This window comes from Actinomadura monticuli (assembly GCF_041463655.1).
Taxonomy (GTDB): Bacteria; Actinomycetota; Actinomycetes; order Streptosporangiales; family Streptosporangiaceae; genus Spirillospora; species Spirillospora monticuli.
In genome coordinates this window covers 174,091-197,498 of the sequence record NZ_JAXCEI010000006.1, presented here as the reverse complement: position 1 = coordinate 197,498, position 23,408 = coordinate 174,091, and the positions used below count along the sequence as shown (strand labels likewise).

Sequence of the window (23,408 nt, the reverse complement as noted above, 5' to 3'; positions counted from 1 at the left end):
GGGCCGCGCGCTCACGGGCGCAGGACGGTCAGCATCGGCGCGATCGCGGGGTCTCGCGCGGCCTCGTCGAGGGCTTCGGTGAGGGTTTCGGCGTAGGTGGGGGCGGCCTTCTCCTGGACGGCGCGCCCCTCCTCGGTGATGACGGTGTAGACGCCGCGGCGGTCCTTCGGGCACATGTCGCGGCGGGTGAGGCCCGCGGACTCCAGCCGGGCGACCAGCCGGCTGACGGAGCTCTGGTTGAGGCCGATGAGGTCGGCGAGCTCCTGCATGCGCAGCTCGCCGTCGTCGGCGCGGGACAGCCGGCACAGGGCCCGGAACTCCGACAGGCCCAGGCCGTGGCGGCTCTGCAGCGCCTTGGCGAGCCGATGCTCGACGCGGCCGTGCAGCGTCACGATGCCGTCCCAGAGCCGACCGTCGGTCTTCTCGCCAGCGCTCATTCCGCACCGCCTTCCGGTTGACACCAGCGTACATGCAATGCGAATATCTGCATGCACATACAAGACATGCATGTACATGCAATTTGGAGGTCGCCGTGATCGAACGCATCGCCACCGTCCCCGACTGGTACGAGCCGTACCGGATCTCGCAGGCGATCCGGGCCGTCGCGGTCGAGAGGTGAACACGATGACCGGCACGCTGCTGACCCCCTACGAAGGCACGCACCTCGCGCTGCCCAACCGGATCGTGATGGCGCCGATGACGCGCGGGCGCGCGGACGACGCGACCGGCGTCCCGCATCCGCTGACCGCCGCCTACTACGCGCAGCGCGCGACGGCCGGGCTGATCGTCACCGAGGGGCTGTGGCCGCACGTCCTCGGCAAGGGCGGGCCCGGCATCCCCGGACTGGTCACCGACGCGCAGGTCGCCGGGTGGCGCGAGGTCACCGCGGCCGTCCACGCGGCCGGCGGGACGGTCTTCGCCCAGCTCTGGCATGTGGGACGGATGACGCACCCGCTCAACCTGCCGGACGGCGCGACGCCCGTCGCCCCCTCGGCCGTCCGGATCGAGGGCGAGCCGATCTACACCCGCGCCGGCGACGTCGAGCACGTCACGCCGCGCCCCATGACCACCGCCGAGGCGGAGGGGGCGGTCGAGGACTTCGCGGCGGCGGCCCGCAACGCGATCCGCGCCGGGTTCGACGGCGTGGAGGTGCACGGCGCGAACGGCTACCTCGTCCAGCAGTTCCTGGCCGAGAACACCAACCGGCGCACCGACCGCTTCGGCGGCTCGCGCAACGGGCGGTTGCGGTTCGCCCTGGACGTGGTGGAGGCCGTGGCCGCCGAGGTGGGCACCGAGCGGGTCGGCCTGCGCGTCTCCCCGCACAACCCGGAGAACGAGATCGCCGAGGAGGACCCGCAGGGCACCTACCGGGCGCTGGTCGACGCCCTCGACCCGCTCGGCCTCGGCTACCTCCACGTGATCGAGCGGGGCGCCTACGGGGCGCTGGCCGATCTGCGACCGCGCTGGTCGGGCACCCTGATCGGGAACTTCAACGGGCCGGAGCCGACGACGCGGGAGGCCGGTGAGCAGGTCGTGGCGGTGGGGCTCGCCGACCTGTTCTCCTTCGGGCGGCTGTTCATCTCCAACCCCGACCTCCCGGCCCGCTTCGCCGCGGACGCGCCGCTCAACCGGCACGCCCCCGAGCTGGTCTACGGCGGTGGCGGGGAAGGCTACGTCGACTACCCGGCTCTGACCGCCGCGCACTGACCGCCAGGGGATGTAGGCGGCGTAGGCGGGGCCTAGAGCGGGACGTCCCAGAAGGCCAGTTCGTGGCGCATGCCCTCCAGGAAGAGACGTTCGGCGGTGCGGGGGTCGGCGCCGGACTCGTCGATCATCTGGGCTATGCGGGCGGTCAGCTCGGCGAAGCCGGGGTCGGCGTAGGTGTCGACCCAGCGGCGGTAGCGCGGCTCCGCCGGCGGGTTCTCGGCAAGGCGCTGCCCGAGCGTGGAGTAGCCCCACATGCAGGGGTAGAGGGCGGCGAGACCTTCGGAATAGACGGCGGCGCCGTCCAGGAGGAAGGACGTGTAGGCGGCGCAGGCCGGGCCCATCTTCGCGCCGTCCAGGTCGGCGCCGAACTCGGCGGACAGGGAGCGGTGCAGTTCCATCTCGTCGTGGAAGGTCGAGTAGGCGAGATCCACGAGGTCGCCCAGATGCGCGTCGGGGGCCTGCCAGGCGAGGCGGGAGAAGACGCGCACGTAGTCGTGCAGGTAGAGGTAGTCCTGTTCGAGCCAGGAGCGGAAGACCGCCTCGTCCAGGTTCCCTTGGGCGATGCCCGCCACGGTTGGGTGCCTGAGCTGTTCCTCGACGAGGGGGCGGCCGAGTTCTTCCAGATGCGCGGCGAGACTCATACCGGTCAGTCTGCCCCAGACACGACCAGACCCCGCCGAGTCATACGACCCGGCGGGGCCCTGGTCTTGCGGCCGGTGTGTGGGTCGCCTCTCGGCGAAAGGCACAACACGGCTCCAGCCGAACGGTATTCCGTGAAGGCGAAAGGTGAGGCCCGGGGACACCAGGCACACCGGCTGTCATGTGTAACCGACGGGTCCCCGGGATTGTTCCCGGGGTCCGGCGAACGTTCCCGTCCGGACGATGGTGTGCCAGCCCAGGCGCGACCCCAGCAGCGCGGTCACCACCGATTGGACGACCACCAGGTACATGAGCTGCCGGTAGACGAACTGCTGGAGCGGCAGCGCCCACAGCGGGCGGATGGGTTCGCCGTCCAGCCAGAGGGCGTAGGCGCCGGCGGCGGCCTGCGCGGCCACGAAGGCCGTCCAGGTGAGGACGGGCATGGCCGGGTCCAGGAAGAACAAGCCGAACAGGGCGAAGAGGTCCACGGCCGGGGCGAAGAGGGGAAGGAGCACCTGGAACACGGTCAGGTAGGGGAGGCAGCGGCGTCCGAAGCGTCCCGAGCCGCCCGTCTCGATGAGGGAGCGGCGGTGCTTCCACATCGCCTGCATCGTCCCGTAGCACCAGCGGTAGCGCTGCCTCCACAGCTGCCGCAGCGACGACGGCGTCTCCGTCCAGGCGAGGGCCTTCTCCTCGTAGACGACGCGCGCCCCGGTGCGGCAGATCGCCATGGTGAGGTCGGTGTCCTCGGCCAGGGTGTCGCCCGGCACGCCGCCCACCTCGGCTAGGACCGACCTCCGGAACGCGCCGATCGCGCCGGGAACGGTCGGCATGCATTGCAGGATGTCGAACATCCGCCGGTCGAGGTTGAATCCGATGACGTACTCGATGTGCTGCCAGCGTCCGAGGATGCCGCCCCGGTTGGCGACCTTGGTGTTGCCGCTGACCGCGCCCACCGACGGGTCCGCGAACGGCGCGACGAGGTTCCGGAGGGTGTCGCGCTGGAAGACGGTGTCGCCGTCCACCAGCACGAGGATCTCGGCACGGGCCGCGAACATCCCGGCGTTGAGCGCGCTGGGCTTGCCGCCGTTCGGCTTGCGGAGCAGATGCACGCCCGGCAGGCGGATGCCCTCGACGATGGCGGCGGTGGCGTCGGTGGAGCCGTCGTCCACCACGATCACTTCGACGGTGCCCGGGTAGTCGGTGTCGAGGAGGGACGCGATCGTCGCCGCGATGCCCACCTCCTCGTTGTAGGCGGGGACGACCACCGACACGGGCGGGAACGGATCGGGCGGCAGCTCCCCGACCTCCGTCATCTCCGGCATGACGGGCGGCCTCGGGCGGCGGACGCGGCGCATGTGCACGTGCGCGAACAGCAACAGCAGCACGAGCCGCAGCACGTACAGCATCCCGGCGACGGCGAACAGGGCGCCCATCGTCCCGGTGAGCGCGGACGCGGCGCGCTGGGCGGCGACCAGCGTCCAGCCGACGGCCCGCTCGGGCGCGGCCACCGGGACCTCGGCCGGGGGCGTCCCGAGAGCCCGCGTGAGCGTGGTGAACCGGTACCCCTGCGGCTGGAGCCGCTCGATGATCTGCTCGACGGCCGCGACCGTCGCGGCCCGGTCGCCGCCCGAGTCGTGCAGCATCACGACCGCGCCCTCGTTGCGCCGGCCCGCCGCCAGCGCCTCCTGGACGATCTTCGCGGTGCCGGGGCGGGACCAGTCCTCGGTGTCGCGGTCGGTGAGGACGACGATGTACCCGGCCGCCCCGGCCCGCTCGGCCGCGCGCCACTCCGGCGCCGTCAGGCCGTCCGGACGGGACGAGTACGGCATCCGCATCAGCCGCGTGTGGACGCCCGCCGCGCCCGCCAGCGCCCGCTGCGTGAGGTCCATTTCGAGGCGGCCCCGCCATGCGGGCGCGGCGGCCAGGTCGACGTGCGTGTAGGTGTGCGAACCGATGTCGTGGCCCTCGTCGAGGACGCGGCGGGTCAGCCCCGGGTTCTCGGCCACGTGCGCGCCGACGGTGAAGAACGTGGCGTGCGCGCCGTGCCGGCGCAGGACGTCCAGGATCCGCGGCGTCCATTCGGGGTCGGGGCCGTCGTCGAACGTCAGCGCGATCGTCTTCGCCGGCATGCGGCGGCTGCCCACCGTGCCGTCCGCGAGGTTGAGGACGGGTCCGCCGGAGCGAACCTGCGACGGAGCCGGCACGGGACGCTTCGGGACGTCCCTGGCCGCCTCACCGACGGCGCCGTGCGCGAAGCCGTCCAGCAGAAGGAGCACGGTGAGCGCCAGCCCGCCGAGCAGGAGCAGGACCCAGTGTCCGCGTGGCTCGCTGCGTCGCACGGTCAGGGGCTCTTCTTCTTGCGTCCCCAAGCGGGCGGTTCCGCTGTGGAGTTGCCCGGATGGCCCGTGGACGCGACCCCAGTCGGCGCTGACGTGGGTGTAGACGCCGGTGTGGGCGCCGCAGAGGGCGCGGGAGCCACGCCCTCTCTGCTGGGCAGCGGCCTAGTGGCGGAGGGAGCTTCGGACGATCTGGTCGGCGTGACTTGGGGATGGCTCACTTTCACACGTGGATGCGGGGACGGCTCGCTCCACGGCGTCAACGGCATGTCCGGGCCCGTCGTCATGCCAAGGCCCAACGCCCCCAGGAACACGATGAGAAGCGCTCCGGCGAGCAGGCCGAGCCGCCGTCCGAGCCGCGCCCGCCATCCGGACGCGTCGACGAAGACGGGCGGTGCCTCTGTCAACGGCCGCGTCTCGGTGAGGGGCTCGGACAGCGGCCCCGCGACCGGCGGTATGCCGGTGACGAGGAGCCGATCCCGGTCTTGCGAGGAGTTACCGATCATCTTCGTCCAGTAATCGGAGCGGGGAGGCGACGTCCCGGCGAGGGGGACGTCATTCGTTCAGCGCGAACCCGGGCGTACGTGTCACACCACGGGGAGAATTTCTGCACAATGGCGCGATGGACGAGGACGCACTCGGTCGTGCGCTGCGAGCGGCGCAGGACGGCGACGAGGAGTCCTTCCGCATGCTCTACCGCGATGTCCAGCCCCGCCTGATCCGGTTCGCGGGGGCGCTCGTCGGCGCCGATGCCGAGGACGTGACGTCGGAGGCGTGGCTGCAGATCGCCCGCGACCTGCGCTCCTTCCGCGGCGACCTCGACGGCTTCCGCGGCTGGACCGCGACGATCACCCGGCATCGCGCGCTGGACCACCTGCGCCGCAAGTCCCGCCGCCCCAACTCCGACCTGCCCGTCGAGGAACTGGTCACGATGGCCGCGGCCGGCGACACCGAGATCGACGCCCTGGAGGGCATCGCCACCGAGGAGGCACTGCGGCTGATCTCCGAACTCCCCCGAGACCAGGCCGAGGCGGTGCTGCTGCGCGTTGTCGTCGGCCTGAACGCCAAGTCGGCCGGGAAGGTCCTCGGCAAGCGCTCGGGCGCCGTCCGCACCGCCGCCTATCGCGGTCTGCGCCGCCTCGCCGTCCGGCTGTCGGAGGCCGGCGCCGACCGCCCGGCCGAGACCGGCACAGCCCGTGCGGCGGAGGCCGGCAGCGTGCCGATGCCGGACGCGGGCGCCGCACGACCGCTGGTACGCGGTGACAAAAGCGGCGGTACCGGCGCTGAAGGGGTGATATGAGCGACCACACCGAGGCCGGACGGCTCGATCGGCGCGCCGCAGACCGACTGCTCGACGGCGCCGGCGGGCCCGCCCCGCCGGGCACCCCGCCGGACGGCCAGCTGCGCGCCCTGCTCGCGTCCGCCGCCGCGCCCGGCCGTGCCGGTGAACTCGCGGGCGAGGACGCCGCCGTCGCCGCCTTCCGCGCCGCCCCGGCGCCCGCCCGGACGTCCCGGCTCGCCGTCCTCCGCCGGTTCCTGACCGCCAAGGTCATCGCGCTGGTCGGCGGCTCGATCCTGCTGACCGGCGGCGTCGCCTACGCGACGGGGCACTTCCCCGGCCAGAGCCCGGCGCCCGCCCCGGCCCCGACGCACGGCCGGCACGGCGGCGGCGGCGACAGCAGCCCGGCGACGGAGTACCCGCCGCCGCGACGGTCCGGCTCACCGCCGTCCCCGTCCCCGACGGCGAGCGGGCAGCACGGCAAGTCGAGCGCGCCCGGCCAGCAGAAGAAGCAGAGGCCGAGCCCGAACCCGCGCGGCACGAACACGCCCCCGCGCGGCCCCGGGAGCAACAACGGCAACGTCGGCACGCCGACCGCCAAGCCCACTAAGGGGAACGGCGTGGGTACGAACAAAAGCTCCCCGATCGGCGGGAACTCCGGGAACGGCCTGGTGGACGGCAACGGCCTGGTGAACGGAAACGCGAAGCACTAGGGGCCGGCGCACGGCGCGGCGCCAAGGGGTCAGAGGCAGCCTTCGAACTGGGGGATCTCGACGTCCGACAGGTCGAGTCCGGACGCGCCGAACCACGTGCGCATGAACTTCGCCATCGTCCCGTCCTGGTACATCTGGGTGATGGCCCGGTTGAGCGCCTCGCACCCGTCGGGGTCGCCCCTGCGGATCGCGATGCCCGTCCGCCGCTCGCCGAACCTGGAGTTCAGCAGCCGGAACCCGGCGCCCGCGCGCGTCTTCAGCCCGGCCAGGATCGTGTCGTTCGTCGTGATCGCGTCGATCCGGCCGTCCCGCAGCATGGTCACGCAGTCGTCGTAGGACCGCGCCGCGACCGGCACCGCCGGCACCTCCCGCTCCACGATCACGGCGTCGGCCGCGCCCGACCCGGTGACGGCGCAGATGTTGCGCCGCGCGAGGTCCTTCACGTCCTCGACGTCCTTCTCACCGTCCCGGATGAGGATGTCCTGGTACGACAGGACGTACGGGCCCGCGAACGCGAGGCGCTGCTTCCACTCGGGCTCCAGCCAGAACGTCAGGACCATGTCGACCTGGCCCTCCTGGAGGAGGCGCTCGCGATCCTGCGCCAGCGCCGGGACGAACCGGACCTTCTTCCCCATGCGCTGGGCCAGGTAGCGGGACACGTCCACGTCGAGGCCCTCGAACGTCCCGTCCGGACGCTTGATCCCGATGCCCGGCAGGTCCGGCCGGACGCCCGCGACCAGGGTGTCCTTATCGAGGATGGACGTCTCCTCCCCGCCGCCGCATCCGCTCAGGAGGGCACCGGCGAGCGCGGTGCAGGCCGTCAGCCCCACCGCGATCGGTCGCCGCATCCTCCGGCCCCTCCGAAACCCGTAGCGCGGCCCTGGTCCCAACGAGCAGGGAGCACTCGGGGATAACGTCGCAGCCAACCGATCGCCCCTCCACCCCTTGACCGCATCCGGCCCGTTCCCCGTGCGGGACGCGCGCCGGCCCGCACGGGGAACGGCCGGACTCCGCACTGAGCTACGGGCGGGACGCCCTCCGGCGCTCATTCGCGGCCGGGACGGCCGGTGACCAGGGCGGCGAGGGCCGCGGCGAAGCGGTCGGGGGCGATGTCGGCCGGCGGGCGGCCGAAGAAGCCGCGGGACAGCTCGTATCCGGTCAGGGCGGACACCACGACCGCGAGCAGGGCGTGCGGGTCGTCATGGGCGGGTTCCCCCGGCAGGTCGCGGCCGAGGTGCTCGGCCTCCTCGGCGATGCCCTGGTCCACGAGGACGCTGCGGATACGGCGCGTCAGGTCGGGGAAGCGGCCGTGCTCCCGCGCCAGCAGGTTCATCAGCGGCCTGACCTTGGTGAGGTAGTCGAGCTGCTGGACGAGGCGGCGCGTCAGCGCCTCCTGCGGATCGGCGACCGGGCCCCGCTCGAAGTCCCGCCGGTGCTCCCGCGCCCGCGCCAGCTCACGCTCGAGGACCTCCCGGAAGACCTGCTCCTTCGAGCGGAAGTGCCGGTAGAAGCTGCCGCTGCCCGGCGACAGCCCGGCCAGTTCCTCGATGTCGGTGACGGTGGTGCCGCCGAATCCCTGCTGCTGGATCAGCTCCAGGGCGGCGTCGAGAATGCGCTCGCGCGTGGTGGATGGCACGGATGCAAGATAGTTCTTGCAGATGCAAGAAGGTTCTTGCAGACTGCTGGGCAAGAGCCCCCGGAAAGGCCCCCGCCATGCGCGCTTCGTCCGCCCGTCTCCGCCGATTCCTGCTCGCCGTCTCAATGGCCGCCACCGGCGCGGCGGTCCTCCCCGCGCCCGCCGCGAGCGCGGACGTCACCATCTCTCCGGATTCGGTACTCCGGGACGCCGCGGGCCGGGAAGTCACGCTACGCGGCTTCAACGTCTCGGGGAGTACGAAGCTCTACGAGAACGGCCTCCTGCCATTCCGCAGCACGGCCGACGCCGCGAAGTCGGCGCAGGCGATGCGCGATCTGACCGGCGCCAACGCGGTCCGTTTCCTGATCAGCTGGGAGGGCGTCCAGCCCGCCCCCGACCGGATCGACCACGCGTATCTCGACCGGGCCGTCGCGCAGATCAGGGCGTTCACCGACCGGGGAATCCGCGTCCTGCTCGACTACCACCAGGACCTGTACTCCTGCCACCTGTTCAACTCCGGGAGCTGGTACACCGGGGACGGGGCTCCGAAATGGGTCGTCGACGCGGGCGGCTACCCGAAGGAATCGTGCGGCATCTGCATCATGTGGGGCCAGAACATGCAGACGAACGCCGCCGTCCGGGGCGCCGCCTACGACTTCTGGCGCAACCGCGTCCTCTCCACTCCGGCGGGGCCCATCGGCGTCCAGGACGCCTATCTCGCGCAGGCCAAAGCGACGATGGCGTACCTCAAGCAGCACCTTCCCCAGGCGGCCTTCGAAAGCATCGTCGGCCTCGACCCGTTCAACGAGCCGTTCGACGGCGGCCTCGACGGCAAGAGCGGCGTGGACTGGGAGAAGACCTGGCTGATGCCGTTCTACCAGCGGGTCCGCACCGCCATGGACGAGGCCGGCTGGACGGCGAAGCCCGTCTTCGCCGAGCCGCTCGTCTTCTGGAACACCGGCTTCTTCGAACAGGGCGGAATGACGACGGTCGGGCGGCTCGGCACCCGGACGGTGTTCAACACCCACTATTACGACGGTGCCCGCATGACGCTGGACCCGTCCGCCGCGTCCGACGGAACCTATGACGCCGCGATGAACGAGATCCGGCAGCGCGCCGCCGACCTCGGAACGGCGCCGATGGTCTCCGAGTTCGGCAACAAGATGTCGGACGGCCGGACTCCCTGGATGGTCCGCGCCATGTACCAGGCGATGGACTACGGCGTTCCCGGCAAGAACTGGTGGACCGCGCCCGCGTCCGGCGGCACCGTCCTGTCCGCGCTGCAATGGCACTGGGACGTCTACAGCGGCCGGCACCACGAACTGATGAACGGCAATCCCGAGAAGGTGCAGACCAGCGGTGACGGCTGGAACGACGAGGACCATTCCGTCGTGGCCGCCGACGACGCGGGCAACGCGACGCTCCGCCTGGACGGGCGCGTCCTCGACCGCCTCTACCCGTCGGCGGTCAACGGCGAGACCCTGGCCTTCGCCTACGAGGACCTCGCCCGTTCCGGATATGGCGGCGCCGGGCAGCAGAAGGCGTGGCTGACCGTCCCGGCGTCGATGCCGCAGCTCGCGGCACTCGTCAAGGACCGGCAGTACGGCATTCTCGTCTGGCGCTCATCGGGCACGGACGTCCCGACCGAACTGCACCTGCCGAACTCCTTCGCGCCGGCCGGCACCGCCATTGTGAGCGACATCTCCACGCTGAACGGCGTCCCGCCGGCCGGGCCGATCGCGGCGACCGCCGAGACGGGCTCCACCACGGCCAAGCGCCTGCGGATCACCGCGCGGGACGACGCCGTCCACGTCGCGCTGGTGGTCAACACCGCGACCGGCGCCCGGCCCACCGAGACCGAGCTGGCCGCCGCCCGCACGGCCCTCGCCGCCTGGCTGGCGCAGGAGTTCCCCGCCGCTACTCGCTGAGGTGGCGCAGCGTGTCGGGGCCGGTCACCGAGCGGTAGTAGCAGGTGGGGCGGGCCTCACCGGACGCGTCCTTGGTGTGGCAGGCGCCGCCGGTGGTGCGGTTGACCAGGTAGAGGAGGGAGTTCTGCTCGCAGTTGACGCGCACGTCGACCAGTTCGAGGACGTCCCCGGAGGTCGCGCCCTTGCGCCACAGCTCGTTGCGGGACGTCGACCACAGCACGGCGATCTTCTCGTCCAGTGAGGCCCTGAGGGCCTGGTCGTTCGCGTAGCCGATGAACAGGACGTCGCCGCCGGTCGCGTCCTGCAGGACGACGGGGACGACCCGCGCGCCGGTCGCCGCGACGCCGGCGAGCTTGTCGAAGTCGAGGGTGAGCCGCGTGCCTTCTTCTAGTTCGTTCACCCCGCCATCCTGCCCGGCGTACCGGCCGGCGTCCCACCTGACACCCGGCCCGCGCCCGACGGCGGCGGCCCGGCCCGTCAGGCGGCCAGGATGGACTGGACGGTGGCGATCACGATCCGGCCGGTCTCCTCGGGCTTGAGGCGACCGCCGCGGTTCTCCTCCGCGGCGCCGTGCAGGACGTAGTGCACGACGTTGACCAGCCACTCGATCGGCATGTCGGTGCGGAAGGCCCCCTCGTCCTGGCCCCGGCGGACGAGTTCCTCGACGCGCAGCGCGGACGCGGCGTGCATCTCGCGGATGGTCGCGGCGGGCAGGACGCCCTCGGCCGCCGACAGCAGCGCGGTCGACTCGGCCACGAGCGACCAGCTGGAGTCGAGCAGCCTGCTCAGGACGTCGCGTGCGGGCCCGCTGAGATCGACGTCCGACAGCACCTCCTCACCGGTGCCCAGCGCGTCGGCCAGGGCGGCCTCGACCAGTTCCCTCCGGTTGCGGAAGTGGCCGTAGAGCGTCATCCGTCCCACGCCGGCGGCCTTGGCGATGTCGTCGATGCTCGCGTTCGGATCCCGGCTGAGGCAGTCGCGGGCCGCGGAGACGATGCGGGCGATGCTGCGCTCGGCGTCCGCGCGGCGGCGGCGGCCGGTGCTGGCAGGAGGCATGCCCGCAGCTTAACTCGTACGCGGATGTACGTGTTACTCTCCAAGAAGTCGTACAGTGAAGTACGAGTTAGGAGATGATCTGTGATGACGCACGATCCGGCCGCGCGGCAGGACGCCGCGCACCCCCTGCGATGGCGCATCCTGGGCGTCCTCGGCGTGGCCCAGCTCATGCTGATCCTCGACGTCACCGTCGTGGCCATCGCGCTGCCGAACATCGAGACCGACCTGGACCTCGGCCGCCAGGCCGTCACCTGGACGGTCAGCGCCTACACCCTGACCTTCGGCGGGCTGATGCTGATCGGCGGCCGGGCCGCCGACCTCGTCGGCGCGAAACGGGTCGTCCTCGCCGGCCTGCTGATCTTCACGGCCGCGTCCCTGGCGACCGGGCTCGCCGGCTCGGCCGCCGTGCTGCTGGGCGGCCGCGTCGCCCAGGGCCTCGGCGCGGCACTGCTCTCCCCGGCCGCCCTGTCCCTGGTCGTGAGCCTGTTCGACGGCGACGAGCGGAACAAGGCGCTCGGCGTCTGGTCCGCGCTCGGCGGCGGCGGCGCCGCGCTGGGCGTCCTGCTCGGCGGGGCGCTGACCGCCGGACCAGGCTGGCCGTGGGTGTTCTACGTCAACGTCCCCATCGGCGTGGTGATCATCGCGGCGCTCGCCCGCATGCTGCCGGACCGGCGGGCCGCCGCGCCCCGGCCCAGTCTGGACGTGCTGGGCGCGCTCCTGGTCACGGCCTCGTCCGGCTCGCTGATCTACGCGTTCGTCCGGGCCGGCGACGGCGGCTGGCTCACCGCCGCGACCGGCGTCCTGATCCTGCTGGCCGCGCTCGGCTACCTGGCGTTCGTCGTCCGGCAGCGGACCGCCCGCTCGCCGATGATGGACCTCTCGCTCCTGGTCAGGCGGCCGGTCGCGACCGGCACCTTCCTGATCCTCATGGCGACCGCCCTGATGATCGCGGTGTTCTTCCTGGGCACGTTCTACTTCCAGCACGCGGAGGACTACGGCGCCCTGCGCACCGGCCTGCTGTTCCTGCCCGTCGCCGTCGCGACGATGTTCGGCGCCGACCTCACGGGACGGACGATCGCCAAGGCCGGGCCGCGGCTGCTCGCCGTGTCCGGCCTGCTCACCGCGGCCGTCGGCATGGCCCTCCCCGCCCTCGTCCTGAACCCGGTGACCGCCGTGATCGGCACCGCGATCGCGGGCGCCGGAACCGGCGCGATGTTCGTCGTCGCGTCGGCGACGGCACTGGGCCAGGTGGCACCGCACGAATCGGGCATCGCGTCCGGCATCGTGAGCACGTTCCACGAGTTCGGCGCGTCCATCGGGGCCGCGGTCATCTCCAGCGTCGCCGCCGCGAGCATCACCGGCGACACCCTCGACGGCTTCACCGACGGCTTCGTCCTGGCCGCGATCGCCGCCGCCGTCGGCGCCCTGGCGGCCGCCGCCCTGACCCCGCCCCGGCGCCCCGCGGCGCTTGACTCTGACGTGCGGGTCAACGGTTAGCGTCGCGGCGCGCTTCCGGGTGCCGTGCCCGGAACCTCACCCATGAGGAGTGCCCGATGCCGTCCCGCATGTCCCGAGTGGTCCGTCTCACCGCCGTGCCGGACGGACTGCCGAGGCCGGAGCACTTCGCCGTCGTCCGGGAGCCCGTCCCGGTACCGGGCGACGGCGAGGTGCTCGTCCGCAACCGCTTCTTCCAGGTCTTTCCCTCGCTGCGCACCCTGATCGGCGGCGGGGTGAAGGGCACCCCCTTCCCGCCGCTGCGTCCGGGCGACGCGCTGTTCGGCGCGGCGGTCGGCGAGGTCGTCACCGCACCGCACGACTCCGGCCTGGTCGCCGGTGACCTTGTGCGGCACTGGCTCGGCTGGCGCGAACACGCCGTCATGCCGGCCGCCGAGTGCACACCGCTGGACGGCGCGCTGCCCGACCCGGCCGCGCACCTCGGCCAGGCGGGCGTCGCGTACGCGGCGCTGACGCGGGACGCGCGGCTCCGCCAGGGCGAGACCGTGTTCGTGTCCGGCGGCTCCGGCGGGGTCGGTTCACTGGCCGGTCAGTTCGCCCGCCGGCTCGGCGCGGGCCGGGTGATCGGCAGCACCGGTTCCCGGGACAAGGCCGACCGCATGGTGGCCGAACTGGGCTACGACGCGGCCCTGGTCCGCGGCGAAGGCCCCATCTCGGCGCAACTGGCGGACGCCGCACCGGAGGGCATCGACGTCCTGGTGGACAACGTCGGCGGCGAGCAGCTGCGGGCCGCGATCGCCGCCGCCCGGCCGGGCGCACGATTCGTCCTGGTCGGCACCCTCTCCGGACAGCTCGCCCCGGACCGCACCGGCACCACCGCCCCCGTCGAGATCGACACGTTCCAGCTGATCGCCAAGCGCATCGAGATGCGCGGCTTCGGCGGTCTCGACGCCGCGGTCCCCTGGGCGGAACACTTCGGCGACTGGCTGCGCTCGGGCGACGTCACCTTCCCGCATGCACGCGTCACGGGCATCGACCACGCCCCGCAGGCGTTGCACGATCTGATCGCCGGACGACACGTGGGCGCCGTCATCGTGGAACCGTAGGCGGCCGGAGGAGGACCCATGCGGATCAGCGACGCCGCGGCGGCGGCCGGGACGACCCCGCGCGCGCTGCGCTTCTACGAGCAGCGCGGCCTGCTGCCGCCGCCGTCGCGAACGTCCAGCGGGCAGCGCCGGTACGGCCCGGCCGACGTCGCCCGCGTCCGGACGATCCGCCGCCTACTGTCCCTGGGCCTCACCATCGAGGACGTCCGCGGCTGCGCCGACCGGCTCCACCTCCTGGACGGCGACGAACTCCCGCCCTACGACGGACCGGCCTGCTCGCAGGGCACCGGCACCGCCAGGCGCCGCCTCGCCGCCCTCGACAACGAGATCACCCGCCTGACCGATCTCCGCAACCGCCTGGCCGCCCAGATCGGCGTCCCGCCACGCGAAGCCCCGGCCGGCGAGCCCGCCACCTGACCACCGAGGTCATCTCCGTCATCCGTCCGGGAAACACGCGCTCCATCGCGGTAGCCGAACGCATCGGCCACCGCCTCCTCCGCGAGACCACCTACAAGAACGCCCCCGCCCTCATCTACGGCCAGCGGAGACCGTCCGCCTTAAACGGCCGTCACGCAGTGAACGCGCGGGCTGCGCTACGCCGTGATCGGACGGGGACAAGCGGTCGCTGCCAGCAGTCTCCCCTCAGGCGAGGGCGTTGGCCGTGTTGGGTAGGTAGCGTTACCGCACCCGGTTTGCGGTCAGGTCAGCCGTCTGGCGTATGAGCGCGGCTGCGCGTGCGGTGTCGCCGATGATCTGGAGCAGCTGGGCAAGGCCGGCGCACTCGCGTTGCCTGATCAGCGGGTGCTGCTTGAGCCGCCCCCGCCGTCGATGATGCGTGAGCTAGTACAGTGTACTAGCAACGGTGTGGGTTCAAAGGAGTTCGCTGTGAGGGATGCGCTGGGCTTTGCATGGGACCGCGAGGCCATCGCTGATTCACTCGTGGCGATCCCGGAACACTCGATCGAGCGAGCCGTGTGGCGGTATCGCAGGGCGCTGCCCGAGTTCGTTTGGGACGCAGCCCAACTGGAGGGCAACCCGTTCACCTATCCAGAAGTGCAGACGCTCATGGAGGGCGTGACGGTCGGAGGACGGAAGGTCAGCGACGAGCAGCAGGTCCTGGCTCTGGCGGACTCCTCCCGAGAACTGCTCGACCTCGTCACCAACGGCGACTTCGTGCTGAACAAGCCAACCTCAGACCGTCTACACGCGATCATCGCGCGAGACGAGGCGCTGGAGTCCGGAACGTTCCGAGGCGAGGGGACGGTCATGTTGACTCCGGGCGTGAGCCTTGGCGAACACGGCCGGTATCTGCCACCGGAGACCGAGCCTGGTGGAGACAACCTGCGCAGGCTCCACACTGAGGGAGTGGCCTGGCTTACGGAGAAGCTCACGAATGTGACAGAACAGGCCATGGCCTATTTTCTTTTCGCCGCTCTCCAGGCGTTCTACTTCGACGGAAACAAGAGAACCGGGCGATCGATGATGAACGGTCACCTGATGATGCACGGCATCGATGCGATCAGTGTTCCGGCGGCGCGTCGGCAGGAATTCAACTCGGAGATGGTCCACTTCTACCTGGAACGTGATGCAACCCGGATGCTCACCTTCCTACTGTCGTGCCACCCCGAGAACGCCGGATACTGAGATGCCCCCCGCCAGGCGCCGCAAGGACGTCGACGGCCGGCCCGTGGACAGTCTCGGCCGACACAGGTACCCCATCGCCATCGACAGCGAGCGAGAGTATCTCCCGGCAATGGAACGCGCCCAGCGGGAGCGCGTGACGATGCAGTGGGTGGTGCAGTCTCTCACCCGCGCGTATGGAGCGGGATTGGTGGACTTGGGACCACCTTCGTCAGGACCACCGGGCCGAGCGGGCAGGCCGTTCGCCCAGACCCGTCAGTTCTGGCTGCACCGAGAAACCGAGTACGCCGCCGCCAGGCGCCGCGCCTCCGACCAGGACGGCATTGGGTTCGGCTCGGCGGTACGGCGGCTGATGCGCGCCTATGGCGAAGGCCAAATCGACCTGCACGTCCTGGTAGTGGACAAACGCAGTGAGCGGTCCGCCTGATAAGCCCGTTTGTCCCGCCGCACCACATGATCCACGGACGCTGCGGGGATCACCGCGACACCGAGACAGAGATCCACGGGATGCCGCCTAGAGCGCATCACCCTTCAGCTTGACGAGCAACGCACTCCACCCCTCTCCACTCAGGGCGATATGCGGGCCGTCCGGATCGGTCGAGTCTCGAAGACCCACCACACCGTCCCGCCCAAACACCAGGCGGGCACACTCAACACAGTTCTGCGACTGACTGCCACTGTGGCTGCTTTTGCGCCAGTGATTCATCTGCCGCTCCTCTCGGCTGGGGATCTGAAGCTCGCGGATGACCTGCTCGATGCGGTGGCGGGTCTCAGTCTCGGATAGAGCGACCCTGCATAGCGCTGCCTGTATTTCTCGGTACGCTGCGACGTCGTCCTCCTCCTCGACGAAGATCGTCCGCCGGAGTGCGTCCACAATCGCGATGGGGAAACTCCCCGCTTCAACGTCCAGGATCGTGAACGATCCGTCAACACCTGGGTTCTCGGGGGCGGTGAACGGGAGAAGTTGCAGGCGGACGTTCGGCCACTCCATGAGTTCGAGCAGGTACCGGAGCTGGTCGATCATGACCGGACGTCCGCCCATGCATTGGCGGACCGCGGCCTCACCGACCACGACTTTGATCACCAACGGGTCTGGGCGGGTGAGGGCCTCCTTACGGGCCATGCGGTACGCGACGCCTTCATCGAGGTCGCTCAGGCCGCTGCTGGGAACGGAGGCCATGACGGCGCGCGCGTACTCCGGAGTCTGGAGGAGCCCCGGGATGAGGTCGGCGTGGTACGCGAAGAGCTCCGAGGAGTCCTGTTCGAGCATCACGTACTCGCCGTAGTTCGGGCCTTTACCTGGGAGTTTGTGCCGCCGGATCCAGTCGCGGGAGGGACCGGCGGTGGCGAGGCCGATCAGCGCGGTCCTGAGGTCGTCGTCCTCCTGGACGCCGTACATCATCAGGATGTAGTTGATCTCGTGGACACGTGCCACGATCTGGGCGTTCTCCATCCGGCTGAGGGCGGACTTGGAGATCTTGAGGAAGGCCGCGGCCTCGTCGAGGGTGAGGCCGCGCTCTTCGCGGAGCTTGCGTAGTTGGACGCCGAGTCGCCTGCGGCGAACGGTCGGGGGTCGTGTCGCCATGACACCGATTGTCATGGACTCAACACGGACTGTCACGTGATTTCCAACAAGCGGGAAATCCCGCTTTACGCTTCTCCCGCCGGACGATCCTCCCTCTCTCAATGAAGACGGTTGTGCGCTCTCACCTGGGCATTCATGCTTGCGGGCGTCGATTACCGGAGGGAGTGAGGCAATGACGCCTTGTGAGGCGGAGTCCGGAGACCTGCGGTTCCTCGGGACGATCACGATGCCCGGCGAGCCGAGGTCCGCGCGGGTCGCGCGGGCCTTCGTGAGCGGGGTCGCGACCCATGTGGACGGCGAGGCGCTGGCCGACGTCGTCCTCTGCGTGGACGAGCTGGTCGCCAACGCGTGCGAGCACACCGCGTCCGGGACGGGCGGGCAGGTCACCGTCGTGGTGAGCGCCCGCGAGGACGTGCTGCGCGTGACCGTCCTCGACCAGGGCGGTGCTCGGAAGCAGCCGCGCGTCCGCACCGACCCGTTCGCGGACGACGGCCGCGGGCTGTTCCTCGTCGACGCGCTCTCCAAGAGCTGGGGGTCGCATCCGTCGTTGAACGGCACCGCCGTATGGGCGGAGTTCCACGCGGCGCCGGCCGGGGACGTCAGCGATGGGTGATGTGGGCGAGGACGTTCTCCCGTCCCCAGGCGCCGAGCGGGGCCAGGGCCTCGTTGAGCGAGACGCCGAGCGGTGTCAGCGAGTACTCGACGCGGGGCGGCACCTCGGCGTACGCCTCGCGGTGGACGATGCCGTCCTGCTCCATCTCGCGCAGCTGGGCGGCGAGCACCTTCTCGGTCACGCCGGGCAGCTCCCTGCGCAGCTCCCCGAAGCGGTGGGGCCGCTCGTCCAGCGCCCAGAGGATCAGCCCCTTCCACTTGCCGCTGATCACGTCCATCGCCGCGTCGATCCCGCAGATGTACGACCCCGGCCGCATCGTCCCGCCCCCTGACCTCGTCACTGAAGTCAGGGTAACCACGCACCTCGAAGTGCGTACTTGATCATGTGCGCGACCGGGGCCGAGCCTGGACGGCATGGGACATGACTCCAAGCAGATCAGCGTGCTCGGCCTTGGTGCGATGGGTGCCGCGATCACCCGCGCGTGGCTGGCCGCGGGATACGACACGACCGTCTGGAACCGGACGGCGAGCCGCGCCGAGCCGCTCGTCGCCGAGGGGGCGAAAGCGGCGGCGACGGCCGCTGAAGCCGTCGCCGCGAGCGGCCTGGTGATCGTTTGCCTGCTCGATGACGCGTCCGTCGGCGAAGCCCTCGCGGACGCCGGCCTCGCGGGCAAGGACCTGGTCAACATCACCACCGGGACGCCTGGCGAGGCGCGCGAGCGCGCGGGATGGGCGGCCGGGCGCGGAGCCCGCTACCTGGACGGCGGGATGATGGCCGTGCCGCCGATGATCGGCGTCCCCGAGTCGGGTGCCTACGTCTTCTACAGCGGGTCGCGGGAATCGTTCGCCGAGCACCACGACGCGCTGAGCGTCCCGGCGTCCGCCAGGTACGTCGGGGAGGACGCCGGTTCGGCCGCCCTGCACGACGTGGCGCTGCTGAGCGGGATGACCGGCATGTTCGCCGGGATGGCACATGCGTTCGCGCTCATGCGCGGCGCGACGTCGCCGAGTGGGTTCGCCCCGCTGCTCGTCGAATGGCTCACCGCCATGGCCGGGGCGGCGGACGGCATGGCGGCGCACCTGGAGAGCGGCGACTACACCTTGGGCGTGGCGTCCAACCTCGCCATGATGGTGCAGGGCAACAGGACGCTGCTGCGCACGGCCGAGGAGCAGGGGGTCAGTCCCGAACTCCTCGCCCCGTTAATGGCGCTGATGGAACGCCGCCTCGCCGACGGCCACCCCGACGAGGGCACCACCGGCGTGGTCGACCTACTGGCCACCTCAGGAAGGGGACGATGATGATCGTGAGACCGGCCGAGCCCGCCGATCTGCCGACGCTGGCGCCGCTGTGGCGGGCGGCCTGGCTCGACGGGCACGCGGGCCACGTCCCCGCCGCGCTGATGGACGCGCGCGGCCCCGAGCACTTCGCCGTCCACGCCGACAAGTACGCGGGCTCGACCCTCGTCGCCACCGGGGGCGAGGGCCGGATCCTCGGCCTGGTCATCCTCGGTGACGACGACGGCGAAGTGGTCCAGCTGGCCGTCGACCAGTCCGCACGCGGCGAGGGCGTCGGCGGGGCGCTGCTGCGGGCCGCCGAAGACCGGTTCCGGGGACGGCACCGCCAGGCGTGGCTCGCGGTCGTCCCCGGCAACACGCGGGCCCGGCGCATGTACGAGTTCCACGGATGGCGCGACACCGGCCCCATCACCTACCAGGCCCCTACCGCGACGGGCACCGTCGACGTGCCCGTCCACCGCTACGTCAAGGACCTGGACGCCGGCGGCACGGACGTCAGATCTCCTTGAGGAAACCGGAGTCGACCGCGACGTCGGCGCCGGTCGTGCTCGCCGAGCGCGGCGACGCCAGCAGCACGACCATGTCCGCGACCTCCTGCGGCGTGGCGAGCCTGCCCGTCGTGAGGGCCATCATCTCCGCGGCGCCGCCGTCCAGCACGGCGTCGCGGTCGGAGCCGGTCGCCCCGGCGATGATGTCGGCGGCGCCGCCCTCGTCCGTCCACCAGGGTGTCCGGACCGGTCCCGGCGAGACCGAGTTGACCCGGACGCCCTGCGGCGCGTACTCCTCCGACAGGCCCTTCGTCAGGTTGTTCAGCGCCGCCTTCGCCGCGTTGTAGTCGAAGTTCATCGGCCCGGGGCGCCGCCCGTTCCCCGACGAGACGTTCACGACCGACGCCGCGTCGCTCCGCAGCAGGTGCGGGATCGCCGCCCGCACCGCCCGGACCACCGCGAACAGGTTGAACTCGAACATGTCGCGCCAGTCGTCGTCCGACGGGGTCAGGAAGCCGAAGCGCGGCAGGGACGCCCCGGGCGGCGGGCCTCCGGCGTTGTTGACCAGCACGTCGAGCCGCCCGAACGCCTCCACCGCCCGCTCCACGGCCGCCGCCGGGGCGTCCGGGTCCATGAGGTCGGACGGCACGTGCAGCAGGTCAGGCCCGGCGAGCGCGTCCAGTTCCGCCCCCGCCTTGCGCGACACCGCCGCCACCCGCGCGCCCTCGTCCAGCAGCGTCCGCGTGACCGCGAGCCCGATCCCCTTCGACGCCCCGGTGACGACCGCGACGCGTCCGGTGAGCCGCAAGTCCATGAGTTTCCCCTCTCAGCGAGCGTGCACGCCCGGCTGGGCGTGCACGCTCCCTGAACCCCGCTCCCGCTCGGACGGTTGCGGGTTCGGGGCGGAAAGGATCAGCCCCGCGGGACGAGGCACCCCGGACGGTTGAAGTCGATGACGCTTCCGGGGGCGATGCAGGCGGCCAGGATGTACGTCTCCTGCGCGTAGCCGATGTGCGGGCGCACCGTGATGTTGCCCGCCTCGTCCACCTCGCACGGGTTGTTCAGCGTGCAGCGGCCGCCGTCCTCGTTGATGGTGTTGTTCACCGCGATGACCTTGCCGGACGACGCGTCGATGACCGGCGATCCGGACGTCCCGCCGATGACATCGCAGGAGGACGTGTAGCGCACCGAGTCCTTCCACGTCCAGGAGCTCTCGCGGAGCCGGTAGGCGAACCCGTCGAGGGTGCAGGAGTACGTCCGCCGCCAGTAGCCGGACACGACGCGCAGGTCGGTCCCGGCGGTCGGATGGGCGAGGGACAGCTCCAGCGCGGTCGTCCCATACGCCTGCTGGATGCTCGCGTAGCTCCGGTTGAGCCGGTACAGGGTCACGTCGGTGTCCGTCATCGTCGCGTACAGCATCCTGCTTGCGCGCAGCGTGCCGAGCGACCCCTGGCCGCTCGGGTTCAGCAGCGTGAACGAGCGGCTGGACGCCCGGTTCGTGATCACCTGTCCGGCGGACGGCATGCCGCCCTCGTAGCAGTGGCCGTTGGTCAGGACGAGCGCCGGGTCGGTGCTCGCGGCGGTCGGGGTGCGCACCAGCGAGCCGGAGCAGTTGCTCAGCGCGACGATCCCGGTGTAGTCGACGGCGGCCCTGGGCGGCGCCGGCGCGGCGGTGGCCGCGGGCGGGGCAGTCAGGGTCGCGGTCCCGAGGCAGGCGGCGGCGAGCACGCCGAGAATGCTTCTTCGCACGGCGGGGGTCCTCTCGGGGTGAGGTCGGCGGGGACGGACCGGCGCACTGAGGAAGGGAGCGGCGCCGGACGCGCAGCGCGATGGTAACCAGGCGCCCCGCCCGGCGGAAGCAGCCGATTCCAGCAACCTGCAAGAACCCGGCAAATCAGGCAGGCATTGCAAAATCGGCCACACGTGCGGCGCGTCCGAAATCCAGGGAGGATGTCGCACGGGACGGAAGGCGTCCTCCGCGTGGGTGGTGCATGATCTGCCCCTGAGCCCGGCGCGCGCCTAGACTGCGCGGCATGGACCTCAGGGACGCCACGCGCATGATCCTTTCCGAGTCGGCGGCGCACCCGGAGCTGCTCCGGGTGACCCGGGAGGCGCACGACCGCCTCGGCCGCGGCGAGCGGGTGGCCCACACCGACCTGAGCTGGATGCTCAAGGAAGCCGCCCGCAAGAACGTCTACCCGGCGCTGCACGCCCGCTACGGCAGCGCCGCGTTCAACGAGATGGTCCTCGTCATGGGCCGCCAGATCGACCGGCAGGCGCCCCTCGCCACCCGCTGAAAGTGCGGCGGTAGGCGGAGGGGGACGTCCTCATCGCCCGCGCGAAGTGGTGGCGGAAGGTCGCCGGGCTCTCGAAGCCGACGGCGGCGCCGATCTCTTCGACGGGCGCGGTAGTCCCTTCCAGGAGCGGCAGGGCGGCCAGGACGCGCTGGGTGATGACCCAGCGGAGGGGGCTCGTGCCCGTCCGCCGGTTGAAGTGCCTGATGTACGTGCGGGGTGAGAGGCACGCCTCGCGCGCCAGGCGGGCGATCGTGATGGGCTCGGCCAGGTGGGCCAGCGCCCACGCCATGCTGCGCGCGACCGGGTCGTCCTCGGCCGGGCGGGTCACGGCGGCCTCGACGAACTGCGCCTGCCCGCCCTCCCGGTGCGGCGGGACGACCAGCCGGCGCGCGACCATGTTGGCGATCCGGGCGCCGTGGTCCTTGCGGACGAGGTGCAGGCACATGTCGAGGCCCGCCGCGCTGCCCGCGCCCGTCAGGACGTCGTCGCCGTCCACGTAGAGGACGTCCGGGGTAACGCGGACGGCCGGGTAGCGGCGGCGCAGCAGGTCGGCGTACTGCCAGTGGGTGGTGGCCTCGCGTCCGTCCAGGAGGCCGGCGGCGGCGAGCGCGAACGCGCCCGAGCAGATGGAGACGACGCGGGCGCCTCGCGCGTGCGCGTCCCGCAACGCCGCGACGACCTCGGGCGGCGGGTCGCGCCGGACGTCGGGGACGGCGACGACCATCACGGTGTCCGCCGACGCGAACGCGTCCAGCCCGTGCTCGGCCGTCATCGTGAAGCCGCCGACCGCCCGCATCGGGCCGGGCGCCGGGGAGCAGACCCGCAGGTCGTACCAGGGGACGTCCAGCTCGGGCCGGGCCAGCCCGAACACCTCGACGACGGAGCCCAGCTCGAACGGCGCCATGCCGTCGAAGGCCAGCACCGAGACCGTGTGCCGCCGTACCGGAACCAGCATGGCGAAATCCTAGCGATGCCGGGCGTTCACGCCACTGCCGCGACCGCACCCGGACGCCGAGGATCGTTCACGACACCGGAAGGAGCCCTCCATGAACGCCATCACGCCTGCCGCGCCCGCCCACGAGGCGTACCGGCACTTCGCCGCCCGTCTGGCCTTCGAGACCGATGTGTCCGACGTCGCCGCCGCTCTCGCCGCGGACACGCCCGGCATCGTCGTCGTCGACACGCGCAGCACCGAGAGCTGGGCGCAGGGCCACGTCCACGGGGCGGTCCACATCCCCACCGCCGAGATCGCGGAGCGCGCCGCGGTACTGGTGCCGGACGGCGCGACCGTCGTCGTCTACTGCTGGGGACCCGGCTGCAACGGCGCCCAGAAGGCGGCGCTGGAGTTCGCGAGGCTCGGCCGTCCCGTCAAGGAGATGATCGGCGGGTTCGAGTACTGGGCGCGCGAAGGGTTCCCCGTCGAGACCGGCGGCGGCGCCGTCACGCGCCGCCCCGCCGACCCTCTGACGGCCCCCGTGGCGGGCGTCTCCTGTGCCTGCTGAGGCAGGGTCGGCGCATGGTTCCACGGGGACGGGGCATAAGTAGGTTCCCCGGCGACGTTAGACTATTCGAATCACTCTTCGACGCCCCCATGGCGTCAGGCTCGTCCTTGCAGGCCGCGCACATCGTGG

26 protein-coding genes are annotated in these 23,408 nt (G+C 71.5%); 14 read left to right on the top strand and 12 right to left on the bottom strand.

Features of this window, described 5'->3' with window-relative positions; translation table 11 throughout:
* Positions 1-11: 11 nt before the first annotated feature.
* Positions 12-437 carry a MarR family winged helix-turn-helix transcriptional regulator gene (locus SM611_RS15480; RefSeq protein WP_371950229.1) on the bottom strand — a complete coding sequence of 142 codons (426 nt, stop codon included), beginning with the start codon at positions 435-437 and terminating at the stop codon, positions 12-14.
* A 187-nt stretch (positions 438-624) separates the two neighbouring features.
* Here SM611_RS15480 and SM611_RS15475 point away from each other — a divergent pair, with 187 nt between their 5' ends.
* Positions 625-1,707: an alkene reductase gene (locus SM611_RS15475; protein ID WP_371950228.1), complete on the top strand. Its 1,083-nt coding sequence runs from the start codon at positions 625-627 to the stop codon at positions 1,705-1,707.
* Between the two features lie 32 nt (positions 1,708-1,739).
* Here the strand turns inward: SM611_RS15475 and SM611_RS15470 are convergent, their stop codons facing one another.
* Together SM611_RS15470 and SM611_RS15465 are read right to left on the bottom strand one after the other, a co-directional pair.
* The gene (locus tag SM611_RS15470; RefSeq protein ID WP_371950227.1) at positions 1,740-2,348 is read right to left on the bottom strand and encodes a TenA family protein; all 609 of its coding nucleotides are present in this window, start codon (positions 2,346-2,348) and stop codon (positions 1,740-1,742) included.
* A 177-nt stretch (positions 2,349-2,525) separates the two neighbouring features.
* On the bottom strand, positions 2,526-4,688 hold the full coding sequence (locus SM611_RS15465; RefSeq protein ID WP_371950226.1) for a bifunctional polysaccharide deacetylase/glycosyltransferase family 2 protein: 2,163 nt from the start codon (positions 4,686-4,688) through the stop codon (positions 2,526-2,528).
* A 619-nt stretch (positions 4,689-5,307) separates the two neighbouring features.
* Between SM611_RS15465 and SM611_RS15460 the strand changes: the two genes are divergently transcribed.
* Together SM611_RS15460 and SM611_RS15455 are read left to right on the top strand one after the other, a co-directional pair.
* Positions 5,308-5,985, top strand: a complete 678-nt coding sequence (locus SM611_RS15460) for an RNA polymerase sigma factor (protein WP_371950225.1) — start codon at positions 5,308-5,310, stop codon at positions 5,983-5,985.
* Positions 5,982-6,677: a hypothetical protein gene (locus tag SM611_RS15455; protein ID WP_371950224.1), complete on the top strand. Its 696-nt coding sequence runs from the start codon at positions 5,982-5,984 to the stop codon at positions 6,675-6,677. Before SM611_RS15460 ends, SM611_RS15455 begins: the two co-directional genes overlap by 4 nt.
* 29 nt (positions 6,678-6,706) lie before the next feature.
* On the opposite strand, the gene SM611_RS15450 is transcribed toward SM611_RS15455, so the two are convergent.
* Both SM611_RS15450 and SM611_RS15445 read right to left on the bottom strand, forming a co-directional pair.
* Positions 6,707-7,525 carry a transporter substrate-binding domain-containing protein gene (locus tag SM611_RS15450; protein ID WP_371950223.1) on the bottom strand — a complete coding sequence of 273 codons (819 nt, stop codon included), beginning with the start codon at positions 7,523-7,525 and terminating at the stop codon, positions 6,707-6,709.
* Positions 7,526-7,722: 197 nt separating this feature from the next.
* The gene (locus SM611_RS15445) at positions 7,723-8,313 is read right to left on the bottom strand and encodes a TetR/AcrR family transcriptional regulator (RefSeq protein WP_371950222.1); all 591 of its coding nucleotides are present in this window, start codon (positions 8,311-8,313) and stop codon (positions 7,723-7,725) included.
* Positions 8,314-8,390: 77 nt separating this feature from the next.
* Here SM611_RS15445 and SM611_RS15440 point away from each other — a divergent pair, with 77 nt between their 5' ends.
* The gene (locus tag SM611_RS15440) at positions 8,391-10,241 is read left to right on the top strand and encodes a cellulase family glycosylhydrolase (RefSeq protein ID WP_371950221.1); all 1,851 of its coding nucleotides are present in this window, start codon (positions 8,391-8,393) and stop codon (positions 10,239-10,241) included.
* Here the strand turns inward: SM611_RS15440 and SM611_RS15435 are convergent.
* Positions 10,231-10,641: a phosphoribosyl-AMP cyclohydrolase gene (locus tag SM611_RS15435; protein WP_371950220.1), complete on the bottom strand. Its 411-nt coding sequence runs from the start codon at positions 10,639-10,641 to the stop codon at positions 10,231-10,233. The genes SM611_RS15440 and SM611_RS15435 overlap by 11 nt on opposite strands.
* A gap of 77 nt (positions 10,642-10,718) precedes the next feature.
* Positions 10,719-11,297, bottom strand: a complete 579-nt coding sequence (locus SM611_RS15430) for a TetR/AcrR family transcriptional regulator (RefSeq protein WP_371950219.1) — start codon at positions 11,295-11,297, stop codon at positions 10,719-10,721.
* A gap of 84 nt (positions 11,298-11,381) precedes the next feature.
* On the opposite strand from SM611_RS15430, the gene SM611_RS15425 reads away from it, so the two are divergent.
* From SM611_RS15425 to SM611_RS15405, 5 genes are all read left to right on the top strand, one after another.
* Positions 11,382-12,794, top strand: a complete 1,413-nt coding sequence (locus SM611_RS15425; protein ID WP_371950218.1) for an MFS transporter — start codon at positions 11,382-11,384, stop codon at positions 12,792-12,794.
* A 68-nt stretch (positions 12,795-12,862) separates the two neighbouring features.
* Positions 12,863-13,858 carry an MDR family NADP-dependent oxidoreductase gene (locus SM611_RS15420; RefSeq protein WP_371950217.1) on the top strand — a complete coding sequence of 332 codons (996 nt, stop codon included), beginning with the start codon at positions 12,863-12,865 and terminating at the stop codon, positions 13,856-13,858.
* Between the two features lie 18 nt (positions 13,859-13,876).
* Entirely contained in the window at positions 13,877-14,275 is a 399-nt protein-coding gene (locus tag SM611_RS15415; protein WP_371950216.1) for a MerR family transcriptional regulator, read from the top strand.
* A gap of 468 nt (positions 14,276-14,743) precedes the next feature.
* Positions 14,744-15,502 (top strand): Fic family protein, encoded by a 759-nt coding sequence (locus SM611_RS15410; protein ID WP_371950215.1) that lies wholly within the window; start codon positions 14,744-14,746, stop codon positions 15,500-15,502.
* 109 nt (positions 15,503-15,611) lie between these two features.
* The gene (locus SM611_RS15405; protein WP_371950214.1) at positions 15,612-15,926 is read left to right on the top strand and encodes a hypothetical protein; all 315 of its coding nucleotides are present in this window, start codon (positions 15,612-15,614) and stop codon (positions 15,924-15,926) included.
* An 87-nt stretch (positions 15,927-16,013) separates the two neighbouring features.
* Here SM611_RS15405 and SM611_RS15400 read toward each other — a convergent pair whose 3' ends face one another.
* On the bottom strand, positions 16,014-17,084 hold the full coding sequence (locus SM611_RS15400) for a Scr1 family TA system antitoxin-like transcriptional regulator (RefSeq protein ID WP_371950213.1): 1,071 nt from the start codon (positions 17,082-17,084) through the stop codon (positions 16,014-16,016).
* 172 nt (positions 17,085-17,256) lie between these two features.
* Here SM611_RS15400 and SM611_RS15395 point away from each other — a divergent pair, with 172 nt between their 5' ends.
* Positions 17,257-17,697 (top strand): ATP-binding protein, encoded by a 441-nt coding sequence (locus SM611_RS15395; protein ID WP_371950212.1) that lies wholly within the window; start codon positions 17,257-17,259, stop codon positions 17,695-17,697.
* On the opposite strand, the gene SM611_RS15390 is transcribed toward SM611_RS15395, so the two are convergent.
* Entirely contained in the window at positions 17,684-18,013 is a 330-nt protein-coding gene (locus tag SM611_RS15390) for a winged helix-turn-helix transcriptional regulator (protein ID WP_371950496.1), read from the bottom strand. The genes SM611_RS15395 and SM611_RS15390 overlap by 14 nt on opposite strands.
* A gap of 97 nt (positions 18,014-18,110) precedes the next feature.
* Between SM611_RS15390 and SM611_RS15385 the strand changes: the two genes are divergently transcribed.
* Positions 18,111-18,995: an NAD(P)-dependent oxidoreductase gene (locus SM611_RS15385; RefSeq protein ID WP_371950211.1), complete on the top strand. Its 885-nt coding sequence runs from the start codon at positions 18,111-18,113 to the stop codon at positions 18,993-18,995.
* Positions 18,992-19,501: a GNAT family N-acetyltransferase gene (locus SM611_RS15380; RefSeq protein ID WP_371950210.1), complete on the top strand. Its 510-nt coding sequence runs from the start codon at positions 18,992-18,994 to the stop codon at positions 19,499-19,501. Before SM611_RS15385 ends, SM611_RS15380 begins: the two co-directional genes overlap by 4 nt.
* Here SM611_RS15380 and SM611_RS15375 read toward each other — a convergent pair.
* Positions 19,488-20,294: an SDR family NAD(P)-dependent oxidoreductase gene (locus tag SM611_RS15375; RefSeq protein WP_371950209.1), complete on the bottom strand. Its 807-nt coding sequence runs from the start codon at positions 20,292-20,294 to the stop codon at positions 19,488-19,490. The genes SM611_RS15380 and SM611_RS15375 overlap by 14 nt on opposite strands.
* A 98-nt stretch (positions 20,295-20,392) precedes the next feature.
* On the bottom strand, positions 20,393-21,229 hold the full coding sequence (locus SM611_RS15370) for a S1 family peptidase (RefSeq protein WP_371950208.1): 837 nt from the start codon (positions 21,227-21,229) through the stop codon (positions 20,393-20,395).
* Positions 21,230-21,513: 284 nt separating this feature from the next.
* Between SM611_RS15370 and SM611_RS15365 the strand changes: the two genes are divergently transcribed.
* Positions 21,514-21,777, top strand: a complete 264-nt coding sequence (locus SM611_RS15365) for a hypothetical protein (RefSeq protein ID WP_371950207.1) — start codon at positions 21,514-21,516, stop codon at positions 21,775-21,777.
* Here the strand turns inward: SM611_RS15365 and SM611_RS15360 are convergent.
* On the bottom strand, positions 21,731-22,732 hold the full coding sequence (locus SM611_RS15360; protein ID WP_371950206.1) for a helix-turn-helix domain-containing protein: 1,002 nt from the start codon (positions 22,730-22,732) through the stop codon (positions 21,731-21,733). The two genes, SM611_RS15365 and SM611_RS15360, sit on opposite strands and share 47 nt — an antisense overlap.
* Before the next feature lie 91 nt (positions 22,733-22,823).
* Here SM611_RS15360 and SM611_RS15355 point away from each other — a divergent pair, with 91 nt between their 5' ends.
* Positions 22,824-23,279 carry a rhodanese-like domain-containing protein gene (locus SM611_RS15355; protein ID WP_371950205.1) on the top strand — a complete coding sequence of 152 codons (456 nt, stop codon included), beginning with the start codon at positions 22,824-22,826 and terminating at the stop codon, positions 23,277-23,279.
* The last annotated feature ends 129 nt before the right edge of the window (positions 23,280-23,408 follow it).

Excerpts from the sequence above, each read along its gene's own strand:
- SM611_RS15415 (WP_371950216.1), top strand. The coding sequence starts at position 13,877 with ATGCGGATCAGCGACGCCGCGGCGGCGGCCGGGACGACCCCGCGCGCG.
- SM611_RS15385 (WP_371950211.1), top strand. The coding sequence starts at position 18,111 with ATGGGACATGACTCCAAGCAGATCAGCGTGCTCGGCCTTGGTGCGATG.
- SM611_RS15360 (WP_371950206.1), bottom strand. The coding sequence starts at position 22,732 with ATGCTGGTTCCGGTACGGCGGCACACGGTCTCGGTGCTGGCCTTCGAC.
- SM611_RS15400 (WP_371950213.1), bottom strand. The coding sequence starts at position 17,084 with ATGGCGACACGACCCCCGACCGTTCGCCGCAGGCGACTCGGCGTCCAA.
- SM611_RS15440 (WP_371950221.1), top strand. The coding sequence starts at position 8,391 with ATGCGCGCTTCGTCCGCCCGTCTCCGCCGATTCCTGCTCGCCGTCTCA.
- SM611_RS15470 (WP_371950227.1), bottom strand. The coding sequence starts at position 2,348 with ATGAGTCTCGCCGCGCATCTGGAAGAACTCGGCCGCCCCCTCGTCGAG.
- SM611_RS15395 (WP_371950212.1), top strand. The coding sequence starts at position 17,257 with ATGACGCCTTGTGAGGCGGAGTCCGGAGACCTGCGGTTCCTCGGGACG.
- SM611_RS15480 (WP_371950229.1), bottom strand. The coding sequence starts at position 437 with ATGAGCGCTGGCGAGAAGACCGACGGTCGGCTCTGGGACGGCATCGTG.
- SM611_RS15365 (WP_371950207.1), top strand. The coding sequence starts at position 21,514 with ATGGACCTCAGGGACGCCACGCGCATGATCCTTTCCGAGTCGGCGGCG.
- SM611_RS15455 (WP_371950224.1), top strand. The coding sequence starts at position 5,982 with ATGAGCGACCACACCGAGGCCGGACGGCTCGATCGGCGCGCCGCAGAC.
- SM611_RS15405 (WP_371950214.1), top strand. The coding sequence starts at position 15,612 with ATGGAACGCGCCCAGCGGGAGCGCGTGACGATGCAGTGGGTGGTGCAG.
- SM611_RS15430 (WP_371950219.1), bottom strand. The coding sequence starts at position 11,297 with ATGCCTCCTGCCAGCACCGGCCGCCGCCGCCGCGCGGACGCCGAGCGC.
- SM611_RS15425 (WP_371950218.1), top strand. The coding sequence starts at position 11,382 with ATGACGCACGATCCGGCCGCGCGGCAGGACGCCGCGCACCCCCTGCGA.
- SM611_RS15420 (WP_371950217.1), top strand. The coding sequence starts at position 12,863 with ATGTCCCGAGTGGTCCGTCTCACCGCCGTGCCGGACGGACTGCCGAGG.
- SM611_RS15375 (WP_371950209.1), bottom strand. The coding sequence starts at position 20,294 with ATGGACTTGCGGCTCACCGGACGCGTCGCGGTCGTCACCGGGGCGTCG.
- SM611_RS15380 (WP_371950210.1), top strand. The coding sequence starts at position 18,992 with ATGATGATCGTGAGACCGGCCGAGCCCGCCGATCTGCCGACGCTGGCG.
- SM611_RS15475 (WP_371950228.1), top strand. The coding sequence starts at position 625 with ATGACCGGCACGCTGCTGACCCCCTACGAAGGCACGCACCTCGCGCTG.
- SM611_RS15460 (WP_371950225.1), top strand. The coding sequence starts at position 5,308 with ATGGACGAGGACGCACTCGGTCGTGCGCTGCGAGCGGCGCAGGACGGC.
- SM611_RS15355 (WP_371950205.1), top strand. The coding sequence starts at position 22,824 with ATGAACGCCATCACGCCTGCCGCGCCCGCCCACGAGGCGTACCGGCAC.
- SM611_RS15450 (WP_371950223.1), bottom strand. The coding sequence starts at position 7,525 with ATGCGGCGACCGATCGCGGTGGGGCTGACGGCCTGCACCGCGCTCGCC.
- SM611_RS15390 (WP_371950496.1), bottom strand. The coding sequence starts at position 18,013 with ATGCGGCCGGGGTCGTACATCTGCGGGATCGACGCGGCGATGGACGTG.